The 25,128-nt window shown below is 72.1% G+C and carries 23 protein-coding genes; 11 read left to right on the top strand and 12 right to left on the bottom strand.

Annotated features, from left to right (window positions below; all coding sequences use genetic code 11):
• Window positions 1-132 precede the first annotated feature (132 nt).
• From EDF31_RS03830 to EDF31_RS03785, 10 genes are all read right to left on the bottom strand, one after another.
• On the bottom strand, window positions 133-912 hold the full coding sequence (locus EDF31_RS03830) for a putative protein N(5)-glutamine methyltransferase (protein WP_243649840.1): 780 nt from the start codon (window positions 910-912) through the stop codon (window positions 133-135).
• 74 nt (window positions 913-986) lie between these two features.
• Window positions 987-1,964, bottom strand: coding sequence for a ribose-phosphate diphosphokinase (locus EDF31_RS03825; RefSeq protein WP_123294708.1), 978 nt, complete (start codon window positions 1,962-1,964; stop codon window positions 987-989).
• Between the two features lie 61 nt (window positions 1,965-2,025).
• Complete coding sequence (gene glmU / locus EDF31_RS03820; RefSeq protein ID WP_131845259.1) at window positions 2,026-3,453, bottom strand: bifunctional UDP-N-acetylglucosamine diphosphorylase/glucosamine-1-phosphate N-acetyltransferase GlmU; 1,428 nt, start codon at window positions 3,451-3,453, stop codon at window positions 2,026-2,028.
• Between the two features lie 183 nt (window positions 3,454-3,636).
• On the bottom strand, window positions 3,637-5,019 hold the full coding sequence (locus EDF31_RS03815; protein WP_131845258.1) for an MFS transporter: 1,383 nt from the start codon (window positions 5,017-5,019) through the stop codon (window positions 3,637-3,639).
• 145 nt (window positions 5,020-5,164) lie between these two features.
• Entirely contained in the window at window positions 5,165-6,202 is a 1,038-nt protein-coding gene (locus EDF31_RS03810; RefSeq protein ID WP_123294705.1) for an NAD(P)-dependent alcohol dehydrogenase, read from the bottom strand.
• On the bottom strand, window positions 6,199-7,548 hold the full coding sequence (locus EDF31_RS03805) for an ROK family transcriptional regulator (protein WP_131845257.1): 1,350 nt from the start codon (window positions 7,546-7,548) through the stop codon (window positions 6,199-6,201). The genes EDF31_RS03810 and EDF31_RS03805 overlap by 4 nt, the downstream gene beginning before the upstream one ends.
• A gap of 154 nt (window positions 7,549-7,702) precedes the next feature.
• Complete coding sequence (locus tag EDF31_RS03800) at window positions 7,703-8,752, bottom strand: sugar phosphate isomerase/epimerase family protein (RefSeq protein ID WP_131845256.1); 1,050 nt, start codon at window positions 8,750-8,752, stop codon at window positions 7,703-7,705.
• Between the two features lie 70 nt (window positions 8,753-8,822).
• Window positions 8,823-9,923: a Gfo/Idh/MocA family oxidoreductase gene (locus EDF31_RS03795; RefSeq protein WP_131845255.1), complete on the bottom strand. Its 1,101-nt coding sequence runs from the start codon at window positions 9,921-9,923 to the stop codon at window positions 8,823-8,825.
• Window positions 9,920-10,627 carry a ThuA domain-containing protein gene (locus tag EDF31_RS03790; protein ID WP_131845254.1) on the bottom strand — a complete coding sequence of 236 codons (708 nt, stop codon included), beginning with the start codon at window positions 10,625-10,627 and terminating at the stop codon, window positions 9,920-9,922. Before EDF31_RS03790 ends, EDF31_RS03795 begins: the two co-directional genes overlap by 4 nt.
• Window positions 10,624-11,820: a Gfo/Idh/MocA family oxidoreductase gene (locus tag EDF31_RS03785; RefSeq protein ID WP_243649839.1), complete on the bottom strand. Its 1,197-nt coding sequence runs from the start codon at window positions 11,818-11,820 to the stop codon at window positions 10,624-10,626. The genes EDF31_RS03790 and EDF31_RS03785 overlap by 4 nt, the downstream gene beginning before the upstream one ends.
• Before the next feature lie 97 nt (window positions 11,821-11,917).
• Here EDF31_RS03785 and xylA point away from each other — a divergent pair, with 97 nt between their 5' ends.
• The 3 genes from xylA to EDF31_RS03770 are packed head-to-tail and all read left to right on the top strand — an operon-like array spanning window position 11,918 to window position 15,607.
• On the top strand, window positions 11,918-13,108 hold the full coding sequence (gene xylA / locus EDF31_RS03780) for a xylose isomerase (RefSeq protein ID WP_111084913.1): 1,191 nt from the start codon (window positions 11,918-11,920) through the stop codon (window positions 13,106-13,108).
• Between the two features lie 12 nt (window positions 13,109-13,120).
• On the top strand, window positions 13,121-14,590 hold the full coding sequence (locus EDF31_RS03775) for an FGGY family carbohydrate kinase (protein ID WP_131845253.1): 1,470 nt from the start codon (window positions 13,121-13,123) through the stop codon (window positions 14,588-14,590).
• A gap of 12 nt (window positions 14,591-14,602) precedes the next feature.
• The gene (locus tag EDF31_RS03770; protein WP_131845252.1) at window positions 14,603-15,607 is read left to right on the top strand and encodes an acetylxylan esterase; all 1,005 of its coding nucleotides are present in this window, start codon (window positions 14,603-14,605) and stop codon (window positions 15,605-15,607) included.
• A gap of 58 nt (window positions 15,608-15,665) precedes the next feature.
• On the opposite strand, the gene EDF31_RS03765 is transcribed toward EDF31_RS03770, so the two are convergent.
• Entirely contained in the window at window positions 15,666-16,598 is a 933-nt protein-coding gene (locus tag EDF31_RS03765) for a phosphotransferase (RefSeq protein WP_131845251.1), read from the bottom strand.
• Between the two features lie 24 nt (window positions 16,599-16,622).
• Window positions 16,623-17,573, bottom strand: coding sequence for a helix-turn-helix domain-containing protein (locus EDF31_RS03760; protein ID WP_111084859.1), 951 nt, complete (start codon window positions 17,571-17,573; stop codon window positions 16,623-16,625).
• A gap of 254 nt (window positions 17,574-17,827) precedes the next feature.
• On the opposite strand from EDF31_RS03760, the gene EDF31_RS03755 reads away from it, so the two are divergent.
• The 8 genes from EDF31_RS03755 to EDF31_RS03725 all read left to right on the top strand — a co-directional run bounded on the left by EDF31_RS03755 (window position 17,828) and on the right by EDF31_RS03725 (window position 25,071).
• Window positions 17,828-18,049 (top strand): hypothetical protein, encoded by a 222-nt coding sequence (locus EDF31_RS03755; RefSeq protein ID WP_131845250.1) that lies wholly within the window; start codon window positions 17,828-17,830, stop codon window positions 18,047-18,049.
• A gap of 81 nt (window positions 18,050-18,130) precedes the next feature.
• Window positions 18,131-18,292, top strand: coding sequence for a hypothetical protein (locus EDF31_RS19850; protein WP_165901319.1), 162 nt, complete (start codon window positions 18,131-18,133; stop codon window positions 18,290-18,292).
• Between the two features lie 19 nt (window positions 18,293-18,311).
• On the top strand, window positions 18,312-18,908 hold the full coding sequence (locus EDF31_RS03750) for a TetR family transcriptional regulator (protein WP_131845249.1): 597 nt from the start codon (window positions 18,312-18,314) through the stop codon (window positions 18,906-18,908).
• 56 nt (window positions 18,909-18,964) lie between these two features.
• Window positions 18,965-20,605 carry a long-chain fatty acid--CoA ligase gene (locus tag EDF31_RS03745; protein WP_131845248.1) on the top strand — a complete coding sequence of 547 codons (1,641 nt, stop codon included), beginning with the start codon at window positions 18,965-18,967 and terminating at the stop codon, window positions 20,603-20,605.
• Between the two features lie 12 nt (window positions 20,606-20,617).
• Complete coding sequence (locus tag EDF31_RS03740; protein WP_131845247.1) at window positions 20,618-21,637, top strand: glycosyl hydrolase family 18 protein; 1,020 nt, start codon at window positions 20,618-20,620, stop codon at window positions 21,635-21,637.
• A 148-nt stretch (window positions 21,638-21,785) separates the two neighbouring features.
• Entirely contained in the window at window positions 21,786-22,637 is an 852-nt protein-coding gene (locus EDF31_RS03735; RefSeq protein WP_131845246.1) for an alpha/beta hydrolase, read from the top strand.
• Window positions 22,630-23,238: a TetR/AcrR family transcriptional regulator gene (locus EDF31_RS03730; RefSeq protein WP_131845245.1), complete on the top strand. Its 609-nt coding sequence runs from the start codon at window positions 22,630-22,632 to the stop codon at window positions 23,236-23,238. Before EDF31_RS03735 ends, EDF31_RS03730 begins: the two co-directional genes overlap by 8 nt.
• A 93-nt stretch (window positions 23,239-23,331) precedes the next feature.
• The gene (locus EDF31_RS03725; protein ID WP_131845244.1) at window positions 23,332-25,071 is read left to right on the top strand and encodes a putative Ig domain-containing protein; all 1,740 of its coding nucleotides are present in this window, start codon (window positions 23,332-23,334) and stop codon (window positions 25,069-25,071) included.
• The last annotated feature ends 57 nt before the right edge of the window (window positions 25,072-25,128 follow it).

Below are 25,128 nucleotides of genomic sequence, written 5' to 3'. Positions count from 1 at the left end.
CGGACCTGAGCGGCGTGTCGCGACCGGTCGGCGAACCAGGCGCCGGCCGAACTCGCGCGGGTCGAGCCCGTGCGGGTCGAACTCGTGCGGGTCGGGTCGTCGGGTCAGACTCGTCGGGTCAGACTCGTCGGGTCAGACGGGGAGCGTCGCGACGACGCAGGTGCCGTCGACCTCGTCGTCCTGCTCGACCACGGCCGTGAACCCGGCGGACACGAACGCCGCGACCGACGCATCTGCCTGCGCCACCGACACCTCGATCACGACCGAACCACCGGGGCACAGCCACTCCCCCGCTCCCGCGGCGATCCGCCGGTGCAGGTCGAGGCCGTCCGCGCCACCGTCGAGGGCCACACGGTGCTCGTGCTCGCGCGCTTCGACCGGCATCATCGCGATCGACGCCGTCGGGACGTAGGGGGCGTTCACCGCGATGACGTCGACGGCGCCGCGGAACCGGTCCGGCAGCGGCGCGAACAGGTCGCCGGCGACGACGATCCCACGGTCGCCGATGTTCTCGGCCGCGACGTCGACGGCATCCGGGTCGACGTCCGTGGCCACGAGGTCGAGCGCGCCGACCCGGCCGAACAACGCCACCGAGATCGCACCGGCGCCGCAGCACAGGTCGACCACGCGGTCGTAGCGCTGCAACCGACGGGCAGCCTGCTCGACGACGACGGTCGTCCGGGCACGGGGGACGAACACCCCAGGGGTCACCCGGATGCGGTGTCCGTCGAAGGCGGCCCAGCCGAGGACGTACTCGAGCGGCTCACCGGCGAGGCGACGCTGGACCAGGGAACGCAGCCGGACGGGTTCACCGTCGCCTGCTTCGAGCAGCAGGTCGGCTTCGTCCTCGGCGAAGACACTCCCCGCGGCCCGGAGCCGGGCCGCGAGGGCGTCACGCGCGGGATGGGTCACCAACGGTCCGCAGACACGTCACGTCGACGAGACGGTGACGCGCCGCCGGCTGTGCCCATGGTTCGACGGCTCCGCTACGCTGCGCCGTCGAACATCGACGTGACGGACCCGTCGTCGAAGACCTCGTGGATGGCGCGGGCAAGGAGCGGGGCGATCGGCAGGATCTCGAGACGGTCCCAGCGCTTCTCGACGGGCACCGGCAGGGTGTCGGTGACGACGACACGGTCGATGAACTCGCTCTGCAGCAGCTCGGTGGCCGGGTCGGAGAACACGGCGTGGGTCGCGGCGACGACGACGCCGATCGCACCGGCAGCCTTCAACGCCTCAGCTGCCTTCGCGATCGTGCGCCCGGTGTCGATCAGGTCGTCGACGAGCAGGCACCAGCGGCCCGAGACATCGCCGACGATCTCGTGGACCGTGACCTGGTTCGGGACCAGCGGGTCGCGACGCTTGTGGATGATGGCGAGGGGTGCGCCGAGCTTCTCGGACCAGATGTCGGCGACGCGGACGCGCCCCATGTCGGGCGACACGACCGTCAGCATCGACGGGTCGAGGATCTCGCGGAAGTGCTCGAGCAGCACCGGCATGGCGAAGAGGTGGTCGACCGGGCCGTCGAAGAAGCCCTGGATCTGGGCGGCGTGCAGGTCGACGCTCATGATGCGGTGCGCGCCCGCGGCCTTGAACAGGTCGGCGACCAGGCGGGCCGAGATCGGCTCGCGGCCGCGGCCCTTCTTGTCCTGACGGGCGTACGGGTAGAACGGCGCGACGACGGTGATGCGCTTGGCCGAGGCACGCTTCAGCGCGTCGACGATGATGAGCTGCTCCATGAGCCACTCGTTGATCGGCGCCGTGTGCGACTGGATGACGAACGCGTCGCACCCGCGGACCGACTCGTCGAACCGGACGTACAGCTCACCGTTCGCGAAGGTCCGGGCATCGGTGGGGACCAGGTCGACACCGAGTTCCTCTGCGATCTCGGCGGAGAGCGCCGGGTGTGCTCGCCCCGAGACGAGGACGAGTCGTTTCTGGCCGGTTGTCTTGATTCCGGACAAGTGCGGTGCTCACTCCCTGACCCGTGTGGGGTCGATGTCGACGACCGGTGGTCGCCAGGATCTATTCGCCGTTCGCGTGCCGAGCAGCCTCGGCCGCCGGTGTGCCGGGTCGGTGTTCCTCGACCCATCCGTCGGTGTTGCGCTGTGGGGCGTAGCTGATCGCGAGCGATCCGGCCGGGACGTCCTTGCGGACCGTCGTTCCGGCACCCGTGTACGCACCGTCACCAATCCTAACCGGGGCGACGAACACGTTGTGCGAGCCTGTACGAACGTGCGAGCCGACCTCGGTGCGGTGCTTGTGCACGCCGTCGTAGTTCGCGGTGATCGTGTTCGCACCGATGTTCGAGTCCTCGCCCACCTCGGCGTCGCCGATGTACGACAGGTGCGGGACCTTGCTGCCGCGCCCGATCTTCGCGTTCTTCGTCTCGACGAAGGTGCCGATCTTGCCATGGTCGCCCAGGATCGTGCCCGGACGCAGGTACGCGAACGGCCCCACCGAGGCACCGTCACCGATGACCGCGAGGGTGGCGTCGACCCGGTTCACCGTCGCGCCGGCGCCCACCTCGGTGTCGCGCAAGGTGGTGTCCGGCCCGACGACGGCACCGGCGGCGATGGCGGTCGCGCCGAGGAGCTGGGTGCCGGGCAGGACCTCGGCATCCGCTTCGATCGAGACGTCGAGGTCGATCCAGGTGGTGGCCGGGTCCTGCACGGTGACGCCGGCGAGCTGGTGTCGGCGGACGATGCGGGCGTTGAGCTCGCGGGCGGCGTCGGACAGCTGCGCGCGGTCGTTGATGCCGGCGACGAGCCACGGGTCCGTCAGGGTGACCACGTCGATGCGCCCGCCTCGCGCACTGATCAGCGCGGGGGCGTCGGTGATGTACTTCTCGCCCTGCGCGTTCGCCGTGGTGAGCGACGGCAGGACCGCCCGGAGACGCGTCACGTCGAACGCGTAGATGCCCGCGTTCGCCTCGACGATGGCCAGCTGTTCGGCGGTCGCGTCCTTGTGCTCGACGACCCCGACGAACGCGCCGTCAGCACCCCGCACGATCCGTCCGAGGCCGGTCGGGTCCGGGGCGATCGCACTGACGAAGGTCGCACCGTTTCCCCCTCCGGCGTGGGCGTCGACGAGCAGGCGGAGCGACGCCGCGTCGAGCAACGGGACGTCGCCGGAGAGCACCACGACGGCACCGTCGAAGTCGGTGGGGAGCGCCTGGACCGCGACCTCGACCGCACGGCCGGTGCCGGGGACGTCGTCCTGGTCGACGATGATGGCGTCGGGCGCGCGCTCGGTGATCTCCGCTGCGACCAGGTCACGCTCGTGCCGCACGACCACGGCCACGTGCTCCGGCCCCAGGGACGACGCCGTCCGCAGGACGTGCGCGATGAGCGGCAGCCCGGCGAGCCGGTGCAGCACCTTGGGGGTGGACGACTTCATGCGCGTGCCCTGCCCGGCGGCGAGGACGACGACGGCGATGCGCTGGTCGGTCATGGGTCCATCCTGGCGCACCCGCGCCGCGGAGTCCGGTGGAACCGCGGCCCTGTGCAGAACCGTGCGCACAACCGCACCGGTGACGTTCCTTCCCATCGACCTCGGGATGGAAAGCGGGATCGGGCGTACCTGGCCGGAACAAACGACCAGCTACGCCCGAAACGACCAGCTACACCCGAACACCTACGCGCGCAGCACCCGCGGCTCGGCCTTCACGAACGCCATGAGCACCAGCCCCACGACGAGCACCACCACGATCCCGAGGATCCCGAAGCGCGTCGAGCCGCCGACCGTCACTGCGACACCGAACAGCGCCGGCGCCAGGAACGACGCCGCCCGGCCGGTGGTGGCGTAGAGGCCGAAGAGCTCGCCCTCGCGGCCGGGGGTCGCCAGCCGCGCCAGGTACGCCCGCGACGACGACTGCACCGGTCCGACGAACAACGCCAGGGTCAGCCCCAGCACCCAGAACCACTCCGTCCGACTGCCGACCGCCAGGACGCCGAGCCCGCAGGCAGCGAGGCCGATCAGCGACACCATGATGAGCGCGCGCGAGCCGAAGCGGTCGTCGAGCCGTCCGGACACGAAGGTGGCGACGCCGGCGACGACGTTCGCGGCGATGGCGAACAGGATGACCTGCGAGGCGCTGAACCCGAACACCTGCGCCGCGATGATCCCGCCGAAGGTGAACACCGCGCCGACGCCGTCGCGGAACACCGCGCTGGCGACCAGGAACGCGAGTACGTTCCGCCGTTCGCGCCAGAGCCGGGCGATGTCCCGACCCAGGTCGCGGTAGGCACCGAACACGCCGCCGGTGTGCCGGTGGTCGGGCGCGGCCTCGGGCACGACGACGAAGAGCGGGATCGAGCTGACCGCGAGCCACACGGCGGCGATGCCGATGGCGACGCGGACGTCCCACTGCCCGGTCGCGACGGTGGCCGGCAGCTGCAGGAGTCCGCCGACGACGCCGTCGCCGCGGAAGTCCTGGATGCAGAGCACGAGCAGCAGTACGAGCAGCACGATGCCGCCGAAGTACCCGGCGGCCCACCCGATCGCGGACACCCGTCCGGTGCGCTCCCCTGACGCGACCTGCCCGATCATGGCGTTGTAGCCCACGCTCGCGATCTCGTACGCGACCGTGCCGATGCCGAGCAGCGCCGCCCCGAGCACCAGGTACGGCTGGCTCGGTGCGACGAAGACCATGCCGCCGATGGACAGCACGATGCCGATCGTGGCGATGAGCACGGACCGGCGGCGGTGCCCGGACGAGTCAGCGAGGCGCCCGATCGCCGGGGCCACGAGCGCGACGACGATGCCGGCGATCGTCAGGGCCGTGGAGACCACCGCGGCGTTGTGGGCGAGTTCGCGTTCCACCAACGCCGTGCCCGCGGCGGACGTGTCGGCCACCTTCGCCGGGTCGACGAACGCCCGGCTGGCCAGGTACGTGCTGAACACGAACGTGGTGACGACGGCGTTGAACGCCGCGGACCCCCAGTCCCACAGCGCCCAGGACACGAGCGCGCGCCGGTCGGTGCGCTGCGGCACGACGGCGGCCGGTGAAGCGGTCATGCGCGAACCGTAGCGCGTCCCGGTGACGCACCGGTGGCCCCGTTCCGGGTCACGTGGCGGTCGGGAGGCGCGTGGCGGCCTGGCCACGGGCCTCCCGTCCGCCCTGTGCGGTGTCCAGCACCCGGCGCGCGTCGCGCACGCCGGCTCAGGCGGGCACGCCGCCGGGGTAGACGACCGACTTGAGGGACTCCGGGTCGGTGTCGCTCTCGAGTGCCTCGCGGACCTCGTCGAGGCCGAACCGACCCGTCACGAGCGAGTCGAGGTCGATCTGTCCAGAGGCGACCAGGCCGATCGCGACGGGCCACGTGCCGGTGTAGCGGAAGATCCCGGTGACCGTGACCTCGAGGTTCTGGATGTGCTCGACGGGCAGGGTCATCTCGGAGTTGCCGAGCCCGACGAGCACTGCGGCGCCGGCCGGTCCGACGGCCTTGATGCCGTCGGAGACGGCTCGGGGAGCACCACTGGCGTCGATGAACGCGTCGACCGGTGCGATGTCCGAGGCGACGGACACCACGGTCGGGTCGACGACCTCGGTGGCGCCGTACTGCAACGCACGCTCCCGGCGCTCGGGGACCAGGTCACTGATGACGATCCGGGTGGCGCCGAAGGCCCGCGCCGCCTGGGCGCAGATGATCCCGATCGGACCGGCACCGGCGATGAGCACCGAGGAGCCGGGGACGATGCCGGCCTTGCGGACCGCGGCGATCCCGACGGACAGCGGTTCGAGCAGGGCACCGGCCTCGAACGAGACGGAGTCGGGCAGCACGTGGGCGAACTCGGCCTCGATCGTGACGAACTCGGCGAAGGCGCCGTCGACCGGCGGGGTCGCGTAGAAGCGCATGTGCGGGCAGAGGTTGTAGCGGCCGGCCAGGCACTGCGCACAGCGGTGGCACGGGCGCTGCGGTTCGACGGCGACGCGCTCCCCGACGCGGGCGGGGTCGACGCCCGCCCCGACGGCGGTGATCGTGCCGGACAGCTCGTGGCCGAGGACGAGGGGCTCCTCGACGACGAAGTCCCCGATGCGGCCGTGGCGGTAGTAGTGCACGTCGGAGCCGCACACCCCGACGGCGGCGACCCGGACGAGCACGTCGCCCGGTTCGACCTCGGGCACGGGGCGGTCCTCGACGGTCAGGTCCTGGGTCCCGAGCAGCACGCTGGTGCGCTGGCGCTGGATGGAGGTCATGGGGTTCTCGCTTCCTCGGCCGCGGCGTCGCGGTCGGACGTGGGGGTGGTGGAGCGGTCGGGCGTGTGGGTGGTGGAGCGGTCGGGCGTGTGGGTGGTCGTGGAGTCGGCTGGAGCTGGCCTCGGGACGAGCCGGGCTGCCGTCGGGTCGCGCAGCAGGTCACGGAACCCGAGTTCGGCGGCACCGCGGAGCAGCACGTCGGCACCGAGCGCCGCCGGAGCGATCCGCAGCCGTTCGGTCACGGCGGCCATCGACTGGGCGCGGACCTCGACCTCGATGCGGTCGCCGACGTGCTCGAGCAGCACCCCGAGGAACCCGCCGAGGACGACCACCTCGGGGTTGACGGTGTGGATCGCGTTGCGGAGCGCGGTGGCGAGCGCCGTCACCTGGCGGTCGACCACCCGCTCGACCTCGGGTCGGCGTTGCGCGAGCACCGCGGCGAGCGCGGACGGGTCGTCCGGGGCGACACCGGCCGCCGCGACGAGGGCGTCGCGCGAGGCCTCGGTCTCGAGGCACCCGACGGCCCCGCAGTGGCAGCGGACACCGTTCGCCGCGACGAACGTGTGGCCGAGCTCGCCGGCGTAGCCGTCCGCGCCGCTGAGGGGCCGGGCGGCGCTGATGACACCGCCGCCGATACCGCTCGCGCCGCCGTTGAGGTAGATCAGGTCGTCGACTCCGCGGCCGCTGCCGTACAGGCGCTCCGCCCAGGCACCGGAGTTCGCGTCGTTCGTCGCACGGACCGGCAGGCCGGTGCGCTCGGCGAGGGGACGGGCGATCGGTTCGTCGTGCCAGCCCAGGTGGGGCGCGGAGCGGACCACGCCGTCCTCGACCCGCACGGTCCCGGGCACGGCGACGCCGATGCCGGCGATCCGGGCGGGTGCGGCGTCCCCGGCGACCAGCTCGTCCAGGAGTCCGGCGATGGTCTCGACTGCCTGGGCAGCGGTCGGGGCCGAGCGACTCGACGCCACCGCACGGTCGCGCACGCTGCCGTCGAGCCCGACCAACGCGACGGTGACGGCGTCCACCTCGACCGTGACGGCGACGGCGACCACCTCGGCGGCAGCACGAACGACGGGGCTCGGACGGCCGACGCCTGCGGTCGCGCCGCTCGTCGTGCCTCCCGTGCCGCCGGTCGTGCCTCCCGTTGCAGGGACGTCCTCGTGCACGAGTCCGCGCTCCACCAGTTCACCGACGAGCGTGAGCGTGGTCGACCGGTTGAGTCCGGTGCGTCGGGTGATCTCGGCGCGGGTGATGGGACCGTCCTCGTGCACCAGGCGGAGGACGCGCGCAGCGTTGCCGCGTGTCGGGGTCTGCGCGACGACGGGTGCCGCTGTCAGGCGAGCCATCGGGTCCTCTCGGTCGTGCTCCGTGTGTGCTGGCCCATCCTCGCGTGTTCGGTCCTTCCCAGAACGCCCGCGATGGGAAGCGGGATCGGGCACACCTTGTCGAAACGAACGACCAGGTACGCCCGGATCCGGCAGGTACGCCCGGAACCGCCGGTCACCGCGACTGCGAGAACGCGGCGTCGAACGAGGCCTCCGGCGGCGCGATCGTGCCGAGCTGCCGCACGAACGCCAGCGCCTCGGGTCCTCCGACGAGTCGGTCCATGCCGGCGTCCTCCCACTCGACACTGGTCGGGCCGGTGTACCCGATGTGGTTCAGCACGCGGAACACCCGCTCCCACGGCACGTCACCGTGTCCGGCGGTCACGAAGTCCCAGCCGCGGCGCGGGTCGCCCCACGGCAGGTGCGAGCCGAGCCGGCCGTTGCGCCCGTCGAGCTGCTTCACCGACTCCTTGCAGTGCACGTGGTACACCCGGTCGGCGAAGTCGAGCAGGAACGCGGCGGGGTCGAGGTCCTGCCAGACGAAGTGGGAGGGGTCGAAGTTGAACCCGAACGCCGGCCGGTCCGCGAAGAGCTCGAGCGTGCGCTTGGCGGTCCAGTAGTCGTAGGCGATCTCGGACGGGTGCACCTCGAGCGCGAAGCGGACCCCGACCTCCTCGAACACGTCGATGATCGGCAACCACCGGTCGTGGAAGTCCTGGTATCCGGCGTCGATCATGCTCGGCGGGACCGGCGGGAAGCCCGCGACGGTCTTCCAGATCGACGACCCGGAGAACCCGGTGACGGTGTCGACCCCGAGTGCCGCTGCGGCGCGTGCGGTCCACTGGAGCTCCTCGGCGGCACGCTGTCGGACACCTTCGGCCTCGCCGTCGCCCCAGACGTGCGGCGGCAGGATGTCCTCGTGCCGCTGGTCGATGGGGTCGTCGCACACGGCCTGGCCGACCAGGTGGTTCGCGATGGTCCAGACCCGCAGCCCGTTGCGTTCCAGGATCGCCTGCCGCTCGGCGACGTACGCCGGGTCCGTCGCGGCGCGCCGGACGTCCAGGTGGTCGCCCCAGCAGGCGATCTCGAGTCCGTCGTACCCCCAGTCGCCGGCGAGCCGGGCGACCTCCTCGAAGGGCAGGTCGGCCCACTGTCCGGTGAACAGCGTGACCGGCCTGGAGGCCCGGGTCGGCTCCGCCTGGTCGCTCGCGGCCGTCGTCGTCATCGTCGTCGTCCTTCCGTGCGGTGGTCGGGGTCCGTGCTGTGTTCGAGGTGCGTGCTGTGGTCGAGGTGCGTCACCACGACCCGGGTGCGGACCCGGCGGGGACGGTGGCGGGGCGGTCGACGCGCGAGTGCACGTCGACGACCGCGTGGTCGCGGGCCGCGGCCGAGACGGCCTCCATGACCTCGAGCACGTGGAACGCGAGGTCGCCGGAGGCCCGGTGCGGACGGTCCGTGGTGATCGCGTGCGCCAGGTCGGCGAGCCCGTAGCCGCGACCGGCGTCGGCGTACCCGGCGGAGACCGGCAGCTCGCGCCACTCGCGGTCGTCCGCCGTCGCGATCGACACCGGGTCCGAGAACCGGTTCGGGTCCGGCACACCGAGGGTGCCGGCCGTGCCGTACACCTCGAAGAGCGGTGCTCGGGTGGCCCAGACCTCGAACGAGACGGTGACGGTCGAGACGACGCCGTTCTCGTGTTCGAGGATCGCGACCACGTGGGTGTCGATGTCGACCGGGATCGACGTGCCGGCGTTCGGTCCGGTCGCGACGGTCCGCTCGCGGGTGGAGCGGGTGGCACTGCCGCTCACCCGGACGACCGATCCGAAGAACGTGACGAGGCTGGTCAGGTAGTAGGGGCCCATGTCGAGCAGCGGGCCACCACCGGGCTGGTAGTAGAACGCGGGTGCCGGGTGCCAGAGCTCGTGGCCGGGGGCGCTCCAGGCGACGGCCGCGCCGACCGGGGTGCCGATCAGGCCGTCGTCGAGGGCGGCCCGCGCGGTCTGGATGCCGGTGCCGAGCACGGTGTCCGGGGCGCTGCCGACCCGCAGGCCCGCGGCTCGGGCGGCCTCGAGCACCGGTTCGGCCTCGGCCGTGGACATCGCCAGGGGCTTCTCGCCGTAGACGTGCTTGCCCGCGGCGAGCGCCCGGGTCGCGACGTCGGCGTGGGCGGCGGGGATCGTCAGGTTGAGCACCACGTCGACGTCGTCGGCCGCGAGCAGCTCGTCGACGCTCGTGCCGCGCACGCCCTGCGCGGCGCCGACCGCCTGCGCCCGGTCGACGTCGAGGTCGGCGACCGCGACGAGCGACAGGCCGGGCAGGGCCGGGAAGTGTTCGAAGTACTGCTGGCTGATCACGCCGACGCCCACCACCCCGACGCGGAGGACGGGTTCGTTCATCGTGCTGCCCACAGGAGGCCCCTCTCGATGATGGTGCGGAGTGGCTGCGACTCGACGACCTCGAGGCGGTGCCCGGGTGCGGAGACGAACACGCGGCCCTCGCCCCACTGCCGTGTCCAGATCGCCGGGGCGGTGACCGGTCGGTTCCAGGCGTCGAAGTCGCGCGCTTCCTGCGTGGTGGTCGCGAGGACGTCGTTGTACTCGTCGGACAGCACCCAGTACTGCTCGGTGACGAGGTCGAAGTCCTCGATGCCCTGCGTGATCGGGTGCGATCGTCCGAGGTCGGTGAGGTGCACCGTGTACGGGATGTAGTTGTCGGACTGCTCCCCGACGCGCTCGTCGGGGTGCTTGCCGGCGTGGTGGGCGAACTGGCCGCCGACCATGTGCAGGTAGTCGGCGGTGTTCCGGAACGCGTCCGCGATCCCGCCGTGCCAGCCAGCCAGTCCGGCGCCGTCCAGTACCGCGCGCTGCAGCCCGGCGAACTCGTCGTCGGCGATGGTCGACATGGTGACGACCTGCACGATCAGGTCGACCTCGGCCATGACGGACGCGTCGGCGTAGACGGCCGTCGAGTCCGACACCCGGACCGCGAACCCGTTGTCGCGCAGGAACGGGACGAACAGGTCGGTGGTCTCGACGGGCTGGTGGCCGTCCCAGCCCCCGCGGACGACGAGCGCCTGGCGTGTGCCGTCGGCGGCGGTCACGCGGTCACCGTCCAGCTGCTGCCGTCGGCGGCGCTGCGTTCGACGGCGTCGAGCACGCGCTGCACGTGCAGGCCGTCCTCGAACGAGGGCGACGGGTCGGTGCCGGCCACGATCGCTTCGACGAAGTCCTTCACCTGGTGGCTGAAGGTGTGCTCGTACCCGATGAGGTGTCCGGTCGGCCACCATGCCGCCATGTAGGGGTGCTCGGGTTCGGTGACCAGGATGCGGCGGAAGCCCTGCTCTCCCGCGGGTGCCGATGACTCGTACAGCCGCAGTTCGTTCATGGACTCGAGGTCGAACTGGATCGCGCCTTCGGACCCGCTGATCTCGAGCGTCAGGCCGTTCTTCCGGCCGGTGGCGTAGCGCGTGGCCTCGAACGTGCCGATCGCGCCGTCGGCCGCACCGCCGCCGAGTCGGGCGGTGAAGAACGCGGCGTCGTCGACGGTGACCTGCCCGCGCTCGCTCGACGCCGTGCCGGAGAGTCCGACGCCGTCGGCGAGCAGGGGGCGCTCGGTCACGAAGGTCTCGAGCAGACCCGACACCCGGGTGAGCTCGGCGCCGGTGACGTGCTCGACGAGGTCGATCGCGTGCGCGCCGATGTCGCCGAGCGCACCGGAACCGGCGAGCTCCTTGTCGAGGCGCCACGTCATCGGGCCGTCCTCGTCGGCGAGCCAGTCCTGCAGGTAGAGCGCGCGGACCTGGCGCACGGTGCCGATCCGGCCGTCCTGCACGAGCTGTCGGGCGAAGGCGATGGCCGGCACCCGGCGGTAGCTGAACCCGACCATGGCGCGGACCCCGTGCGCCCGGGCGGCTGCGGCAGCGGCGGTCATCGCCTCGGCCTGTTCGACGGTGTTGGCGAGCGGCTTCTCGCACAGGACGTGCTTGCCGGCCTCGAGCGCGGCGATCGCGATCTCGACGTGCGACGAACCGGGCGACACGATGTCGACGACGTCGATGTCCGGGTCGGCCACGACGGCGCGCCAGTCGGTCGACGCAGCCTGCCAGCCGTACTGCACGCGAGCGGCCTCGGTGCGTTCCGGGTCGCGCCCGACGATCACCGCCATCTCGGGCTCGACCCCGAGGTCGAAGAACCTGGGGGCGGTCCGCCACGCCTGTGAGTGCGCGGCTCCCATGAAGCCGTGTCCCACCATGGCGATCCGCAGTCGTTGCTGCGCCGTCGAAACACTTGCCATCCGCTCGCTCCTTTGCGATCACGTCCTTGCCACAGCCAACACTACCGCTTATGTTGGGCGCGGCAACATTTTGTTTCGACGACGAACGGTGACCACCATGGCAACGACGCCCACCCGTGCAGACAAGTTCTCCTTCGGTCTCTGGACCATCGGCTACAACGGCTCCGACCCCTTCGGCGGGCCGACCCGTCCGGCCCTCGACGTGGTCGAGGCGGTCGAGAAGCTCGACGAGCTCGGCGCCTACGGCCTGACCTTCCACGACGACGACCTGTTCGCGTTCGGCTCGACCGACGCCGAGCGGCAGACGCAGATCGACCGCCTCAAGGGTGCGCTCGACTCCACCGGCCTCATCGTGCCGATGGTGACGACGAACCTGTTCTCCGCACCCGTGTTCAAGGACGGCGGCTTCACCTCGAACGACCGGCAGGTCCGCCGCTTCGCACTCCGCAAGGTCCTGCGCAACATCGACCTCGCCGCCGAGCTCGGTGCGTCGACGTTCGTGATGTGGGGCGGCCGCGAAGGCTCCGAGTACGACAGCGCGAAGGACGTGCAGGCCGCACTCGAGCGCTACCGCGAGGCCGTCAACCTGCTCGCCGACTACGTCACCGACAAGGGCTACGGCATCCGCTTCGCCATCGAGCCGAAGCCGAACGAGCCCCGCGGCGACATCCTGCTGCCGACCCTCGGCCACGCGATCGCCTTCACCGAGACCCTCGAGCGCCCCGAGCTGTTCGGCATCAACCCCGAGGTCGGCCACGAGCAGATGGCGGGCCTGAACTTCACGGCCGGCATCGCCCAGGCGCTCTACCAGGGCAAGCTCTTCCACATCGACCTCAACGGTCAGCGCGGCATCAAGTACGACCAGGACCTGGTGTTCGGCCACGGCGACCTGCAGAACGCGTTCTCGCTCGTCGACCTGCTCGAGCACGGTTCGCCGCAGGGTGGCCAGGCCTACGACGGCCCGCGCCACTTCGACTACAAGCCGAGCCGCACCGAGGACATCACGGGCGTCTGGGACTCGGCGGCCGCGAACATGCGCATGTACCTGCTCCTCAAGGAGCGCGCGCAGGCCTTCCGCGCCGACCCCGAGGTGCAGGCCGCGCTCGAGGCCTCCAAGGTCGGCGAGCTCAGCACGCCGACCCTGAACGACGGCGAGTCTTACGACGCCTTCCTGTCCGACCGCTCGGCCTACGAGGACTTCGACGCCGACGCGTACTTCGGCGGCAAGGGCTTCGGCTTCGTCCGACTGCAGCAGCTCGCCATCGAGCACCTGCTCGGCGCGCGCTGACAGGCTGCGGGGATGACACAGCTCGTCGCCGGCGTCGACTCGTCGACCCAGTCCTGCAAGGTCACGATCCGCGACGCGGCGACGGGTGCCGTCGTCCGTGAGGGACGTGCCGCCCACCCGGACGGCACGTCCGTCGATCCCCGCCACTGGTGGGACGCCCTCGGCACCGCGGTCGCGGACGCCGGCGGGCTCACCGACGTCGGCGCCGTCGCGATCGCCGGGCAGCAGCACGGCATGGTCGCGCTCGACGCCGACGGTCACGTGGTCCGCGACGCCCTGCTCTGGAACGACGTGCGCAGTGCGGATGCGGCCGCGCAGATGGTCGAGGAGATCGGACGGGAGGCCTGGGTCGCCCGGACGGGACTGGTCCCGGTGGCATCGTTCACCGGTACCAAGCTGCGGTGGCTCCGCGACGCCGAGCCGGACAACGCCGGCCGCGTCGCAGCCGTCGCGCTCCCCCACGACTGGTTGTCGTGGCGGCTGCGCGGGTACGGCCCGGCCGACGAGAGTCCGCTCGGCCCCGACCTCGACGCACTCGCCACCGACGCCTCGGACGCCAGCGGCACGGCCTACTGGGACCCGGTGCGCCGGGAGTACGACCCGGAGCTGTTCGAACTCGCGCTCGGTCGCCCGATGCGCGTCGCCGGCTCCGAGCCGACCGCGGACACGGTCGTCGTGCCGCGCGTGGTCGCCCACGACGAGGCGATGGGGACGCTCGACGTCGACGTCACGCTGCCGAACGGCGCGGTCGCACCGTCCGGACTGGTCGTGGCCGCCGGACTCGGCGACAACGCCGGTGCGGCGCTCGGACTCGGACTCGCTCCCGGGGACATCGCGGTGTCCCTGGGGACCAGCGGGACCGTCTTCGGCGTCACCGCGACCGAGGTCCTGGACCCGAGCGGGACCGTGGCGGGCTTCGCCGACGGGACCGGGTCGCGCCTCCCGATCGTCACGACGCTCAACGCAGCCCGCGTGCTCGAGGTGATCGGCGGCCTGCTCGGCGTGGACCACGACGCGCTCGGTGAGCTGGCGCTGCAGGCGCCGGCCGGGGCCGACGGCCTCGTGCTGGTGCCGTACTTCGTCGGCGAGCGCACGCCCAACCGGCCGGACGCGACCGCGTCACTGCTCGGGATGACCCCGGGCACGACCGACCGACCGCACCTGGCGCGCGCCGCGGTGGAGGGCATGCTCTGTGCCCTGGCCGACGGGCTCGCCGCGGTCGAGGGGACCGGCGTGACCGTGTCACGACTGCTGCTCATCGGCGGGGCCGCGCGGAACGAGGCTGTCCGGACCGTCGCGGCGCAGGTGTTCGGGCGCGACGTGCTCATCCCGGAACCCGGCGAGTACGTGGCGTCCGGGGCCGCGCGTCAGGCAGCCTGGGCGTTGACCGGCGCGCTGCCGTCGTGGGACATCGCGACGACGACCGTGCCGGCGGACCCGCACCCCGAGGTGCTCGAGCAGTACCGCGCCGCAGCGCGCTGACCGAGGAGACCCATGGCACGCACCGACCTCCCGCTCGACGAACTCCGTCGCCACCGACCCGAGGTCCGGCGACCGGCCGACTTCGACGCGTTCTGGGCGGACACGATCACCGCGGCCCGGGCGGCCGGAGCGGAGACGGCTCCCGTCCTCGCTCCGGCCGACACCCCGGTGACCGGACTCGTCGTCGAGGACCTGACGTTCCCGGGGTTCGCCGGCGATCCGGTGCGCGCCTGGGTCTCGCGACCGCTGGCCGGTCGTGACACGGCGATGCCCGTCGTGGTCGAGTTCCTCGGCTACGGCGGCGGCCGCGGGCGCCCCGGCGAACGCGTGCACTGGGCCCTCGCCGGGTACGTGCACGTCGTCATGGACACCCGTGGCCAGGGCAGCGGGTGGGCCGGCGGCGACACCCCCGACCCGCACGGCTCCGGACCGCACGCGAGCGGGTGGATGACGAGCGGCATCGGATCCCCCGCGGACCACTACTACCGCCGGGTGTACACCGACGCCGTCCGCCTGGTGGATGCCGTGCGGACGCTGCCCGGTGTCGACCCGTCACGCATCGCCCTGACCGGCGGCAGCCAGGGCGGGGGCATCGCCATCGCCGCAGCTGCCCTCGTGGAGGCCCACGTCGGACCGATCACCGCGGTGCTGCCCGACGTCGCGTTCCTGTGCGACTGGGAGGGCAGCACCGACATCGCCGTCGGGGGCCCGTACCTGGAGCTCGCGACCTACCTGTCCGTGCACCGCGACGCAGCCGACACGGTGTGGGACACCGCGGCGTACTTCGACGGGGTGAACCACGCCGCCGGCATCACCGCCCCGGCGCTGTTCTCCGTGGCCCTGATGGACGACGTCGTGCCGCCACGCACGACCTTCGCCGCCTTCAACGCACTCGGGGCGGACGACACGCACGCGCCGGCCGACCGTGAGATCGAGGTCTACCCGTACAACGGGCACGAGGGTGGCGGCTTCCGGCACTGGGAACGGCAGGTGGCGTTCCTGCGCGCACGGGCGTGACGGCGACGGCCGCGTAGCGTGACCGACGACCACCCGGGCCGCCGCGGTCGCTCGCCGCTCACTCCCCCGAAGCGCGCTCGATCCGCTCGAGATGCTCGACGCGCTCGAGACCGCCCCGGCACCGGTCGACGTACTCGGCGTACAGGTCCGGCCGCTGCTCCCGCGCCCACCGGGTCACGTCGACGAGGTGCAGCGCGGTGAGCGACGCCAGGATCGCGTGGTCAGCCGGAGTGGCCAGCCCGGCGGCAGCGATGAACTCGTCGTACTCGGCCCGCGAGATCGTCGCGTCGACGAACGCCCACTCGAACACCCGACGAGCGTCGGTCCACGGTGACGGACCGGTCTCGGCAGCGCCCCAGTCGATGAGCACGGGCGCACGACCCGGTCCCCGTGCGATCAGGTTCCGCGGTGCCAGGTCACCGTGTGCGAGTCCGAACGCGAAGTGCTCCGCGGCCAGCCGCTCGAAGTGCCTCCGGAGCGCGCCGGCCGAGTTGTAGGCGCCGTCCCGGCGGAGTGGATCGTCCGCGACGAGCGCTGCGCTGTTGTAGGCCAGGTGCGCCGACCACGCCCGAGCCAGGTCGGTGCCGAAGCGGGTGAACAGCGACGCCGGCGCCGCGCCCAGGTCGATCGAGGCGACGGTGCGGGCGAACGAGCCGAGCCACGTCCAGGGGTGATCGATCGGCCGCGGGTCGGGTTCGACGTACTCGGACACGATGAAGGGGACGCCGTCCTGGACACCGTGGCCGAGGGTCCGAGCGACGGCGATGCCCGCTGCGGCAGCCGCTCGCGCGGCCCACGCCTCGACGGGGAACTCGTCCGAGCGCAGGGCGTCGACGGGGAACCGCACGACGACGTCGGCACCGACCGCTCGCCGCACCCGGTACGTGTGGTTCACGGATCCGCCCAGCAGCCGTTCGGCCTGGTCGTCCGAGCTCCCGACGGCACGAAGGACCGCGTCCAGTCGGTGGCGGTGGGTGTCGTCGTCGAGCACGCACCCATCATGGCCGTCGGGGTGTCACGCCCGCCGCATCGTGTCCCGGGGGTACTCGCCGTGGCGCTCGAGGTAGGCGGCAGAGAACCGACCAGCGTGGGCGAACCCCCACTGCCGGGCGACGTCGGCGATGCTCGTCCCCGCCGGGTCGGCGTGCACGAGCTCGTCGCGCACCCGGTCGAGACGGACCCCGCGCAGGTAGCCGTTCGGGCTCACCCCGAGCTGCCGCTGGAACGCCTGCTGCAGGGCACGCAGGCTCAGGGAGGCCACCTCGGCCAGGTCGGTGCTCGTGATCGGCAGGTGGGCGTGCTCGTGCACGTACTCGACGGCCCGGCGGATGTGCGCGTTGCGCGGGAGCAGCAGTTCGTCCGGCAGCGTGGCCGAGACGACCGGGTACAGCTCGAGCAGCGCCAGCGCCCCCAGCCGGCCCATCTCCGCCTGCAGCAGCGGTGAGACCTGCCGGTCGAGCACCGTGTGCGAGATGAGCTTGACGGTGTTCCGCCACATCGTCACGGCCCGGTCGTCGGGTTGCACGGTGTGGTCGAGCTGCACGCCGCCCGACGCCGCGCCGCGCTCGCCGGCGACCTCCTCGAGCGATGCCCGGTTGATCTGCACGAGACGCTGGTCGTAGTCCTGGTACGTGAACGCGGCGCCGTCCTGCGGCCACAGCTGCGGCCGGCCCACGGCGCTCACGAGGCGGTCGTCACCCTCGCCGATGAAGCCGGTACCCCGGGTGATCCACTGCACGACGAAGTCGTCCGACGGCGTCATGACGCCGTCGAGGTGCCCGTCGAACCGGATCGCGCGCAGCGTCATCGTCGAGTCGCCGACAGCTGAGTACCGGAAGGTGAAGGGCTGCGCGGTCGTCTCGGCGCGCCACTCGGAGGCGTCGTACGCACCGACCAGGAAGTCGCGTGCTTCGTCGACGTCGGCGGACCGGACGTCGTCCTGCACGCGAGCTCGTTCGTCTGTCATCGGTTCACCGAGAGCAGTGTGACCGAACGGACGCGCGTCGTCCGTGTCGCTGTCCGAGAAGCGCTACCGACGATCGTCGGCGCGCGGACCGGATGCTCGTGGCGACGGGACGATGTCCGGATTTCGACCGCCGGGCCGCTCACGACATCCGCGATCCGTCGAGTCGTCGGTCCTGGTGCACACCGACGACCCCGCTGATCGTACGGTCGTCTCATCCGGCGGCAACGGGCCGCTCAGGAGAACACGAGGACGACATGACCGCCGCGACCGCAACCCCGGTCCACCCGATCAGCGCACCCAAGCTGGCCTTCGAAGCGACGGCGGTCACCAGCCGGCGCAACCGCCACCGGGGCTTCTTCAGCGAGCTGCGGGACGCTCAGCGACAGCGCACGCTGCAGATCGCCGCGGTGAGCACCGGCATCGTCTCGGTGAGCGTCCTCGCGTCGGCCGCCGCCGTGCTCGGACTCTCCGCGTGATCCGCGAGGGATCAGCGGTCGAGGACGTCCGCACCCAGGCCATCGACATGCCCGCCCTCTTCGCAGAACAGGAACGCCACGATGCCTGAACAGCGCACGCTCGAACAGCTCCGCCGCAACCCGGTCGAATGGCGCCGACGCGGCCTGACGCCGCCCGCCGATCTCGACGAGATGGTGCAGGCCCGCCTCACCGCCCACATGGGCCACGCCGACCCGTCCTACGCCGACTTCTTCGCAGCCTGAACCCCGACCCCACTTCCCCATGACGCTCCTCACACTCACGCCCCCGGCCGTCGAGACGACCGCGCAGCGCACCGCATCCAAGGCCGCCGATGACCTCTTCACGGCGCACGGCGTGATCCCGGTGCGTTTCGAGGACGTCGCCGCGCACGCGGGCATGAGCGTGGACGAGCTGACGGCGGCCTACCCGTCCAAGCAGGCGCTCGTGGTGGCGGTCCTGCGACGCTGGCACGGCGCGTGGCGTCGGGCCCTGGACCACATCGCCACCACCTCGGCGGATCCCCGCGATGAGATCCTCGGCATCTTCAGCTACTTGGAGGAGTGCTTCGCGGACGAGGGGTGGCGCGGCTGCGCGTTCATCAACGGGCACGCCGAGCTCGGACGGCAGGACGTGGAGATCGCCGCGCTCGCAGCCGAGCACTTCCGCGACGTCGAGAGCCACCTCACGTTGCTCTGCACCCGTGCGGACATGCCGGCGCACATCGCCGAGACCCTGTCGCTGCTGGTCGAGGGTGCCCGGGTGGAGTCAGCCGTGCAGGGGTCGGCCAAGCCGGCCCGGAGCGCACGGCTCGGTGCGGCCATGATCATGTCGGTGTTCGAGGAGCGCACGACGTTCTGACCGGCGGCCGGACGTATGATCCGGGGAACCACTCGTCACCGAAGACGGAGACCGGAATGACGCGCACCGAGCCCACCACCGCCGCTCACCACGGCACCCCCAGACCGACCCGAGCCACCGCCTCGGTCGCCGCGATCCTGGCCGAGTCCGCCGCGCGGTACCCGGACGACGTCGCCGTGATCGTCGGCGACCACCGCACCACGTACGCCGAGCTGTGGTCGGAGACCCTGGCGTACGCCGGAGCGCTCCGGGCCCGCGGGGTCACCGAGGGATCGCGCGTGGCGATGCTCGTGCCGAACGTCGCGGACTTCGCCCGCGTCTACTACGCCACCCTCGCACTCGGCGCCGTCGTCGTCCCCGTCCACGCGCTGCTCAAGCGGCGCGAGATCGAGTACCTGCTGCAGGACAGCGGCGCCATGCTGCTCGTCTGCGCTGCCCCGCTGCTCACCGAGGGCGCGGCCGGTGCCGAGCTCGCCGGCGTCGACGTCATCACCGTGCTCGCACCGGCCGACCACGACGACCACGACGGCCACGACGGCCACGACGGCCCGGACCGCCTCGAGGCCCTGGCCGCGGCAGCCGAACCCCTCGACACCTACGTCCCCCGCGACCCCTTCGACACCGCGACGATCCTGTACACGAGCGGGACCACCGGCAAGCCGAAGGGTGCAGAGGGCTCGCACTTCGCCCTGCTCGAACAGGTCAACACGAACCTGATGAGCACCTTCGACATGCACCGCGGCGACGTCCTGCTCGGGGCACTCCCGCTGTTCCACACGTTCGGTCAGACCTGCACGATGAACACCGGGTTCCGCGCCGGCGCCACCATCGTGATGCTCCCAAAGTTCGACGGCGACGCAGCACTTTCGGCGATGGTCGAGCACGGCTGCGAGATCTTCATGGGGGTGCCGACGATGTACATGGCACTGCTCGACGCCGCGACCCGGAACGACGCCCGCCCGGACCTGCGCTACGCGATCTCGGGCGGGGCGTCGTTGCCGTTGGCCGTCCTCGAGCGGTTCCAGACCGTGTTCGACGCGCCGATCCACGAGGGCTACGGACTGACCGAGACGTCACCCGTGGCCACCTTCAACCACGTCGGCCGCGCACCACGACCGGGAACGATCGGGACGCCCGTGTGGGGTGTCGACGTCGAGATCGCCGACCCGGCCACGCCCGACGCGATCGTGCTGCTGCCGCACGGCGAGATCGGCGAGCTCGTCATCCGCGGGCACAACCTGATGAACGGGTACCTGGACCGGCCGGAGGACACCGACGCGGCGATTGTCGACGGCTGGTTCCGCACCGGCGACCTCGGCACGAAGGACGACGACGGGTTCCTGACGATCGTCGACCGCACGAAGGACATGATCATCCGCAACGGCTACAACGTGTACCCGCGGCAGGTCGAAGAGGTGCTGGCGACGCACCCGGACGTCACCATGGCGGCGGTCTTCGGCGTCCCGCACGAGCTGCACGGCCAGGAGATCGAGGCCGCCGTGGTGCTCCGTGCCGGTGCGACCGTCAGCCCCGACGAGCTCGTCCACTTCGTGTCCGACGAGATCGCGGCGTACAAGTTCCCGCGGGTCGTGCACGTGGTCGACGCCCTGCCCCTCGGACCGAGCGGCAAGGTCCTGAAGCGGACGCTGGTCGAGCAGTTCAGCACACCGGTCGACGCGGCGACTGCTCCGGCCTGACACACTCGGAGCGTGATCACCAGGCCGCGTTCCGTCCTCCTCGCCGCTGTCCTGACCGCGGGCCTCGTCCTGACCGGCTGCACGGGCCCCGCGAACGCCGAGTCCGGCACCCCCGACTGGTTCGACGTCACGGGCTTCCAACCAGAGGGGGCGGATCCCGCGCTGATCGACGGCAACGCACCGGCGATGGACGTCGTCGGCGTCGACGGGCTGCTGCTGAGCCGGACCGGCACGCGCGTCAGCACCCCCTCCCGCGAGGCGAGGACGCAACGCAACCGGGCGCACGCCCGCGGGCTCGAGGCGCAGCTGCTCGTCAGCAACTACGCCGACGGCGACTTCAGCGAGCCGATCGCCCGGAGGATGCTCCGGTCCCCCGCCAACCGGTCCCACGTCGTCCGCGCGCTCGCGACCGACGTGCGATCCGGCGGGTGGGACTCGGTCATGATCGACCTCGAGGCGTTGACCGCGGCCGACACGGCGGGGTTGACGGCCTTCGCGCGGGAGCTCCGTGCGGCGGTCGGCGACGACGTCCGGCTCGACATCGCCCTGTCGGCGTCGACGACCGCGGCCGGGTACGCGCGCATGGGGTACGACGTCCGGGCACTCCGCGCTCCGCTGGACCACCTCACACTGATGGCCTACGACCAGCACGGCCCGTGGGAGCCGGACGCACCGGGGCCGGTCGGGTCGTTGCCCTGGGCGTCGAAGTCCGCCAGGGCGCTCGCCACCCTCGCGCCCGCCGACCAGATCGTGCTCGGCGTCGCTGGGTACGGCTACCACTGGAAGGGGCCGCGACCGGCGGGGCAGCTGTCCGACGACCAGGCCCGTCGTCGCGTCCGGAAGGCCGGCGTCACCCCGACCTGGAACGCGACAGCGGGCGAGTGGACGGCGACCCTGCCCAGCGGCGAGGTGCTCTGGTGGGCGGACGCGCGGTCGCTGCGCGAGCGCGTGGCCCTCGCCGAGCGGCTCGGCCTGACCGGGGTCGCCGTCTGGTCCCTGGACCTGTCGGACGCGCTGGACACGGTGCACTGACGGCGACCGACGAGCGGACGGGAGGCCCGGTGCGGGCCCGCCACGGGCCTCCCGTCCGCCGTCACACGGCGCAACCGCCGTGGCGGGCTTGACAGCGTGGGCTAATGGTCTTAGCTTTTGGCTAACACACTTAGCCATGGAGGCAGTCATGCTCGAACACCTGCGCACCGACGAAGGCACCATCGCGTACGACGTCAACGGCGACGGCCCGCTCGTCGTCCTCGCACACGGCATGGGCGACAGCCGGCACGCGTACCGGTTCCTGGTCCCCGAGCTCGTCGCCGCTGGCTACCGGGTGGCGAACGTCGACATCCGCGGGTGCGGCGACTCGAGCACGGGATGGGCGTCGTACCAGCGCGCCGACATCGCTCGCGACCTGGTCGCCGTCGTCCGGCACCTCGGCGGCCCCGCGGTCATCGTCGGACAGTCGATCAGCGGCGGAGCGGCCACCATCGCCGCCGCCGATGCCCCCGACGTCGTCACCGGCATCGTCGAGCTCGCGCCGTTCACACGGAAGCAGTCGTTCGACCTCGGCGGCCTGCTCCGGAACCGCCGCCACCGCGCCGGCACGTTCCAGCTCGCCAAGGTGATGACGACGGGGAGCCTGGCCGGCTGGCTGGCCTACCTGGACCTCGCCGTGCCGACGAAGCCGATCGACTGGACCGAGGAACTGGGCCGCATCGAGTCGACGCTGCAGCAGCCGGAGCGGATGGCGGTGCTGCGCGCGATGACCAAGACCTCGCCCGCCGACGCCGGTGCACGGCTGGCGGACGTGCGGTGCCCCGTCCTGGTGATCGAGGGCAGCGCCGACCCCGACTGGGCCGTCCCGCGGGCCGAGGGCGAGCGGGTCCTGGCCGATCTGCCCGACGGGCTCGGCGAGCTGGCCGTCATCGACGGTGCCGGCCACTACCCGCACACCGAGACCCCGACCGAGGTCCTCGCGCTCGTGCTCCCCTTCCTCGGCCGCACGCTCGCGCCGGTCGGTGGCCACCGTGGCTAGGGCAGGACTCGACCCCGCCGCCGTCACCACCGCCGCGGCAGGGCTGGCCGACGAGATCGGGCTCGCACGGCTGAGCATGAGCGTCGTCGCCGAACGGCTCGGCGTGAAGTCGCCGTCGCTGTACAAGCACGTCGACGGACTCACCGACCTGACCCGCCGGATCGCGATCCTCGCCGCGAACGAACTCGGCGACGACCTGCGCGACGCGATGCAGGGGCTCGCCGGGCGCGACGCCGTCGAGGCGGCCGCGCAGGCCGTCCGCCGGTACGTGCAGCGGCACCCCGGTCGGTACGAGGCGACGGTCGGGATCCGTCCCACCGGGCCGGACGACCCGTTGGCCGTCGCCCTGGAGCGCGCCCTCGCCTCGTTCGCAGCGGCGCTGCGCGGCTACGGGCTCGACCCCGCCGACGAGGTGCACGCGCTCCGCTTGCTGCGCAGTGTCCTGCACGGCTTCGCGACCATCGAGACGTCCGGTGGGTTCCAGATGCGCACCGATGTCGACGCGAGCTTCGAGTGGATCATCGCGTTCCTCGACCGGGGGTTCCGCGCGACGAGCGCCGCCCCCAGTCATGGTCACGATCCGGACACCCCGTCGGTCTGAAGCGGTCCCAGGCCCTACGATCCGAGGACGCCTGAGCTTTCTCGGCTGATCCACACGGTCCGGCACCCGACCGGACACGATCCAGGGGGACCCGTGCGCCACAGCGCCTCCACCGTCCGACGCGCCTGCGCCGTCGGCACCACCGCAGCCCTCGTCGCGCTGACCACGGGCCTCGGCCTCGTGACCGCGACGGCCGCCCACGCCGAGCCGGCGAGCGACCCGGCGGCGTCGACCGCGACGTCCGCTCCCGCGGCGACCGACGCCCCTGCGCCGGCCGCTTCACCGACGGCGGATCCGTCCGAGCCGGCCGCCCCGACGTCCGCGACGCCGTCGCCCGATGCTGCGCCGACGACCACCGAGCCGTCGAGCGACCCCTCGACGCCCACGGCGTCCGAACCGGACCCCACAGCCACCGCCGATCCCGCCGACGCCGCCGCAGTGCCGACCGCCACGCCGTCACCGACCTCGGCGCCGACCGCGCAGCAGGCCGTCGACCCAGCCGTCACCATCACCGGCGACACGGAGGTCGGCGCCGTGCTCACCGCCGTCCCGGTCGGCTTCGACGAGGACGGGGCGTTCCGGTACGTCTGGACCCAGGCCGGTTCCACCACCGTGCTGGCGACGAGCGGCTCGTACACGATCGATGCGGCGCAGGCCGGGGAACGGGTGTCGGTCCAGGTCACCGGTGCCCTGCCCGACGGATCGACGGCGACCGTGACGGCGACCTCGGCCCCCGTCACGCAGGACCCGGTGTTCGTCGACTCCGCGGGGACGCCGATCGCCGAAGGGGCAGACGCCGGGGACCCGCTCGCCCTCGGGACGACCGCTGGCGACCCGTTCTCGTACACCTTCCGGGCGCAGGGCTCCCCCGCCCCGACGTACGCGCTCGCCTGGTACGACGGCGACGACGACGGCGACGTCGTCATGACGAAGTCGCAGGCAGCAGCACTCTCCGCGGGCACCTCCGGCGGCTCCGGCGGCTCCGGCGACAACGGCGACTCCGGCGACTCCGGCTGGACGATCGGGTTCGGGTTCCAACCGGACGACACGGACGAGGAGTTCGGTCCGGACATCCAGCTGCCCGACGGCATCACCTTCGACGCCGCCACCGGCGAGCTGAGCGGCACCGCCACGACGGCGTCCTGGTACCAGTTCGCGATCACGGCCACGAGCGGTACCGAGTCGGTCACGCAGTACGTCGAGCTGACCGTCGACCCGGCCGCCGCGTACGGCGTCCAGGTCTTCACCCTCGACGCGGAGTCGATCGACGCGCCGAAGAAGACGATGTGGATCATCGGCACGGACGGCACCGTCCTGACCGTGAAGCTCACGATCGACGAGGACGGCTCCTTCGGGGGTCTCGACGTCGTGGACGGTGGACGTCCGACCGTCGCGCAGGGCGGAACACTCGTCGTCTCCGGCAACCTGGTCGACCGCTTCGGGAACCCGATCGACCCCGCCGACGCGGACGGCGACCCCGTCTGGACGCCGATCGTCACCTCGGACGTCGCCAGTGACGTGATCGCGCCGTACACCGAGTTCGACGCCGAGAGCGCTGTCGGCGTCACCTTCCCGCACGCCTCGACGCACACCCTGACCGTCGGCGGCGAGGGGCTGCAGAGCACCTCGTTCCCGGTCGACGTGCACCCCACCGTGCCGACGGTGTCGACCGAACCGACGGTCACCGTCGGGGGGACGACCCCGACCACGGGGCAGCTCGCCTACACCGGTTCGGACGCCACCGGCGCCCTGCCGTGGGCGGTCGGCCTCGTCCTGGTCGGCGCCGGCCTGATCGGCGCACGCGCAGTGCGCCGTCGTCGCGCCGCGCTCTGATCCGACACCCCTGAGGGACGGGATGCCCGGTGCCAGCCGGCACCGGGCCTCCCGTCC

Source organism: Curtobacterium sp. PhB142 (genome assembly GCF_004341255.1).
In the GTDB taxonomy this organism is placed as follows: domain Bacteria; phylum Actinomycetota; class Actinomycetes; order Actinomycetales; family Microbacteriaceae; genus Curtobacterium.
Note: the sequence above shows the minus strand (reverse complement) of the source record. Positions and strands in the feature narration are given on the sequence as shown.

Excerpts from the sequence above, each read along its gene's own strand:
- glmU (WP_131845259.1), bottom strand. The coding sequence starts at position 3,453 with ATGACCGACCAGCGCATCGCCGTCGTCGTCCTCGCCGCCGGGCAGGGC.
- EDF31_RS03815 (WP_131845258.1), bottom strand. The coding sequence starts at position 5,019 with ATGACCGCTTCACCGGCCGCCGTCGTGCCGCAGCGCACCGACCGGCGC.
- EDF31_RS03810 (WP_123294705.1), bottom strand. The coding sequence starts at position 6,202 with ATGACCTCCATCCAGCGCCAGCGCACCAGCGTGCTGCTCGGGACCCAG.
- EDF31_RS03805 (WP_131845257.1), bottom strand. The coding sequence starts at position 7,548 with ATGGCTCGCCTGACAGCGGCACCCGTCGTCGCGCAGACCCCGACACGC.
- EDF31_RS03800 (WP_131845256.1), bottom strand. The coding sequence starts at position 8,752 with ATGACGACGACGGCCGCGAGCGACCAGGCGGAGCCGACCCGGGCCTCC.
- EDF31_RS03795 (WP_131845255.1), bottom strand. The coding sequence starts at position 9,923 with ATGAACGAACCCGTCCTCCGCGTCGGGGTGGTGGGCGTCGGCGTGATC.
- EDF31_RS03785 (WP_243649839.1), bottom strand. The coding sequence starts at position 11,820 with ATGGCAAGTGTTTCGACGGCGCAGCAACGACTGCGGATCGCCATGGTG.
- xylA (WP_111084913.1), top strand. The coding sequence starts at position 11,918 with ATGGCAACGACGCCCACCCGTGCAGACAAGTTCTCCTTCGGTCTCTGG.
- EDF31_RS03775 (WP_131845253.1), top strand. The coding sequence starts at position 13,121 with ATGACACAGCTCGTCGCCGGCGTCGACTCGTCGACCCAGTCCTGCAAG.
- EDF31_RS03770 (WP_131845252.1), top strand. The coding sequence starts at position 14,603 with ATGGCACGCACCGACCTCCCGCTCGACGAACTCCGTCGCCACCGACCC.
- EDF31_RS03760 (WP_111084859.1), bottom strand. The coding sequence starts at position 17,573 with ATGACAGACGAACGAGCTCGCGTGCAGGACGACGTCCGGTCCGCCGAC.
- EDF31_RS03755 (WP_131845250.1), top strand. The coding sequence starts at position 17,828 with ATGACCGCCGCGACCGCAACCCCGGTCCACCCGATCAGCGCACCCAAG.
- EDF31_RS19850 (WP_165901319.1), top strand. The coding sequence starts at position 18,131 with ATGCCTGAACAGCGCACGCTCGAACAGCTCCGCCGCAACCCGGTCGAA.
- EDF31_RS03750 (WP_131845249.1), top strand. The coding sequence starts at position 18,312 with ATGACGCTCCTCACACTCACGCCCCCGGCCGTCGAGACGACCGCGCAG.
- EDF31_RS03745 (WP_131845248.1), top strand. The coding sequence starts at position 18,965 with ATGACGCGCACCGAGCCCACCACCGCCGCTCACCACGGCACCCCCAGA.
- EDF31_RS03735 (WP_131845246.1), top strand. The coding sequence starts at position 21,786 with ATGCTCGAACACCTGCGCACCGACGAAGGCACCATCGCGTACGACGTC.